The organism is Pseudolysinimonas sp., from assembly GCF_031389465.1.
In the GTDB taxonomy this organism is placed as follows: Bacteria; Actinomycetota; Actinomycetes; order Actinomycetales; family Microbacteriaceae; genus Pseudolysinimonas_A.
In genome coordinates, this window is the sequence record NZ_JANMSQ010000275.1 from 1 (window position 1) to 3,858 (window position 3,858).

Here is a 3,858-nt window from a genome sequence, read left to right on the forward strand (position 1 = left end):
CGGGGTAGAGCCGGTGGTAGCCCGACGGTTCCGCGCACGCCTCAGCAACCGCTTCAGCCAGCTCGGCCGCACCCTTGCCGCCTTCGGTGAAGTGGTGGGTGATGGTCGCGCGCACGCCTTCCTCGGCCGCGACAGCCATGATCGCCCGATGCTCACTCGCATGGTCGGTGGGAAACGCGCTCACCGCAATGACCGGCGTGACTCCGTGTCGTCGGACGTTGGCGATCTGTTGGCGCAGGTTCGCTGCCCCGGCCTGCACGTCGTCGGGATTCTCGGCGAGCATCTCGGGGGGCAGCGGCCGGCCGGCGACGACCCGGTACTTGCCCGAGTGGGTCTTCAGGTCGCGCACCGTCGCGACGATGACGGCAGCGTCGGGGGTCAGCCCGGAGGCCCGGCACTTGATGTTGAAGAACTTCTCCGCGCCGATGTCGGCCCCGAAGCCCGCCTCGGTGATGAGGTAGTCGCCGGCATGGATGCCGATGAGGTCGGCGACGACCGAGGAGTTTCCGGTGGCGATGTTGCCGAATGGCCCGCAGTGCACGAGCACGGGCGTCTGTTCGGCGGTCTGCATCAGGTTCGGCTTGATGGCGTCGGTGAGCAGCACCGTCATGGCGCCGGCCACTTTGAGCATCTCCGCCGTGATCGGCTCGCCGGCACGGTTGGAGCCGACGACGATTCGTCCCATCCGCTCGCGGAGATCCCGCAACGAGGTGCACAGCGACAGCAACGCCATCACCTCGCTGGCTGCCGAGATGTCGAAACCGGTCTGCCGCGGATTGCCGTCGTCGGCGCCGCCCAGCCCGGTCACGATGTTGCGCAGTTCGCGGTCGTTGACGTCGAGCACCCGTCGCCAGGTGATCTCGTGCAGGTCGAACCCGAGACGGTTTCCCTTGTGGATGTGGTTGCCGATCATCGCCGACAGCAGGTTGTGGGCCGCCGTCACCGCATGCATGTCGCCGGTCAGGTGAAGGTTGAGCGCCTCCATCGGCACCACCTGGGAGTAGCCGCCGCCGGCGGCGCCCCCCTTGATGCCGAATGTCGGCCCCATGGATGGCTGCCGGATGGCGACGATCCCGAGCTTGTCGATGTGCCTGAAACCCTGACCGAGCCCCACGGTGGTCGTCGTCTTGCCCGACCCGAGTGGAGTCGGTGTGATCGCGGTGACGACGACGTACTTGGCTCGTGGCCGGTCCTTCAGTTCGTCGATCGCATCGAGGGAGATCTTCGTCGCCGCCGGTCCGTACGGTTCGAGAAGGTGGGGGCCGATGCCCATGTCGGCGGCAACGTCGGCGAGCGGACGACGGATCGCAGCGCGCGAAATCGCGAGGTCGGACAGCATGGCGGCAACGCTACCGGCGCCCTGCCCGATCTGTCCCTGCTCAGGCCAGGGCCTTTCGGATGCGCGGCACCGAGACCGGGCCGGCCGCGCCGAGGTGCTGAGCGAAGAGGGAGAGTCGCAACTCTTCGAGCATCCAGCGCACCTCGGCGAGCCGCGCGGGCGTCGCGGTCGTCAGGGGCAGAGTTCCTCCGGCGTCCAGGTAGAGATTCTCGCCCTGTTCGACCTCGGTCTGCCACGAACGGTCACGGCCGGGGTTGTCGGCGAGCCGGGCGACCCGGTGCAGCAGGCCTGCGAGGTAGACCGGCATCCGGCGCAGGCGCGCCACCCCGGCGATGCCGGCGAAACCAGGATGCACGAGTGCCTCGAGCTGGCCGCGCGCGTCGGTGAGCGGACCCATGAAGGCGAGTGAGGATGCGGCGGTGATCGTACGGTCGACCTCACGTGCCGCGGTCAGCACCTTCGCGATGAGCGCGACCGTGTCGAAGAGAGCGTCGAGGAGGCCCGCCGAGACCTCGGTGCGCAGCGCCTCGAAGGCGGCCCGGTCGCGCGGGGCACGGGAGCCTGTGGCCGCCGCGAGCGTCACGAGCAGCGCGTCGTCCCAGAGGGCGGCGGTCGACGGGTACGGGCTCGCGGCGAGGGCGAGCTTCTCGGCATCCGTGAGGTGGTCGCGCACGTAGCTCACCGGGTTCGGCACCGTCAGGGCGAGGAGGCGTAGCACCCCGCGCGGGTGAGCTGTCGCCGCTTCCTCTTCGGTCGCGAAAACCCGCACCGCCACCGACGAGCCGGCGTCGACAAGGGCCGGGAAGCCGCGCACTCCGCCCGCCTCGACGACCGCGGGGAGGGTGTCGAGATCCCAGGTCGTGAGGTCGGCGCGTTCGAGCTCGCGCCCCGGCGTGGCCTTCGCGGTGACCTTCGCCACCGTCGCGCGGGTCTTCTCGGCGAACCGCTCCCGCAGCTCCGACAGTGACTTCGAGCTGCCCAGTCTCTTTCCGGAACGGTCGACCGCGGCGTAGGTCATCCGCAGGTTCGCCGACACCCGGTCGAGCTCGAAAGCCGCCGGATCGACCACCGTGTGCGTCGCGGTGCGGATTGCGGCGGCGAGCGCGGGCAACACCGGCTCGTCGAGGTTCAGGGTGGGGAGCAACCGCCGCGCCCAATCGGCGGCGGGAACCACGTTCTTACGCAGCGCCTTCGGCAGCGCCTTCAGCAGCGCCGTGATCAGCTCCTCCCGAAGGCCCGGCACGAGCCACTCGAACGGTGCGCCATCGACGGCGGCGAGACGCTCGACGGGGATCTCGACGGTGACGCCATCGTCGGGCGCGCCCGGCTCGAAGCGGTACCGCAGCGCGAAGCCGTGCAACCGGTCGGGGAACGCGTCGGGATCGAGGGTCTCGTCGATTCCCTCGTCGAGGAGGTCGGCCCGCGTCATCGTCAACAGGTCGGGAGTGCTGGCGCGGGTGTCTTTCCACCAGCGTTCGAAGGCGCGCACGTCGGTGATCTCGCGCGGGATGCGGGCGTCGTAAAAGTCGATCATCGTTTCGTCGTCGGCGAGGATGTCGCGACGTCGGGTGCGCTCCTCGACCTCGCCCAGCTCGTCTCGCAGGCGGCGATTCGCCCGATCGAAGTCGTACAGTCCGTTGCCGCGGATGACGAACGGCCAGTCGCCTTCGATGAGGGCGTTGCGCAGGAACAGCTCGCGTGCCTCCAGCGGGTCGATGCGCCCCAGTTGCACTGTGCGGCGCGCGACGATCGGGAGCCCGAAGAGGGTCACCCGCTCGAATGCGACCGCCGAGCCCTGCTTCTTCGCCCAGTGCGGTTCGGAGTACGAGCGTTTCGCCAGGTCGCCCGCGAGTTTCTCGGCCCACGCCGGATCGATCGCCGCGACGGTGCGCGCAAACAGCCGGCTCGTTTCCACGAGTTCGGCCGCCATCACGAACTCGGGCGTCTTCTTCGCAAGCGCCGAGCCGGGAAAGACCTGGAACCGCTGCCCGCGCGCACCGAGGAAGTCCCGCTTCTCGCGGTCGCGCATCCCGAGGCGGCTGAGCAACCCGGCGAGCAAGGAACGATGGATGGCATCGGCGTCGGTCGACGGGTTGCCCGGCACCAACCCGAGCGGTTTCGCAGCTCTCAGGATCTGGCGGTACAAGTCGTGCCACTCACGCACCCGCAGGTAGTTCAGGTACTCGGCTTTGCACATCCGGCGGAACGCGCTGCTCGAGCGTTCCCTCTGCTCCTTCTCGAGGTGATTCCAGAGGTTGAGCAGTGTCACGAAGTCGCTCGACGGGTCGACGAATCGGGCGTGCTGCTGGTCGGCCTGCGGGCGCTTTTCGAGAGGTCGCTCGCGCGGATCCTGGATGCTCAACCCCGCGACGATCGCCGCCACCTCGCGCACGACCCCGTGCCGCTTCGCCTCGGCCAGCATGCGCGCAAACCTGACGTCCACCGGTAGCTGGGACAGCATCCGTCCGGTGCTGGTGAGCCGACCGCCCTGGTTTCGAGACGCGTCCGCCTGCGGCGGG

The 3,858-nt window shown here is 69.1% G+C and carries 2 protein-coding genes; both read right to left on the reverse strand.

Annotated elements, in window-relative coordinates; translation table 11 throughout:
* Positions 1–1,339: formate--tetrahydrofolate ligase (locus tag RMO30_RS10905; protein WP_309713232.1), on the reverse strand; the 1,339-nt coding region annotated here is incomplete at its 3' end.
* Positions 1,340–1,379: 40 nt separating this feature from the next.
* On the reverse strand, positions 1,380–3,858 hold a 2,479-nt coding region (hrpA, locus tag RMO30_RS10910; RefSeq protein WP_309713235.1), incomplete at its 5' end, for an ATP-dependent RNA helicase HrpA.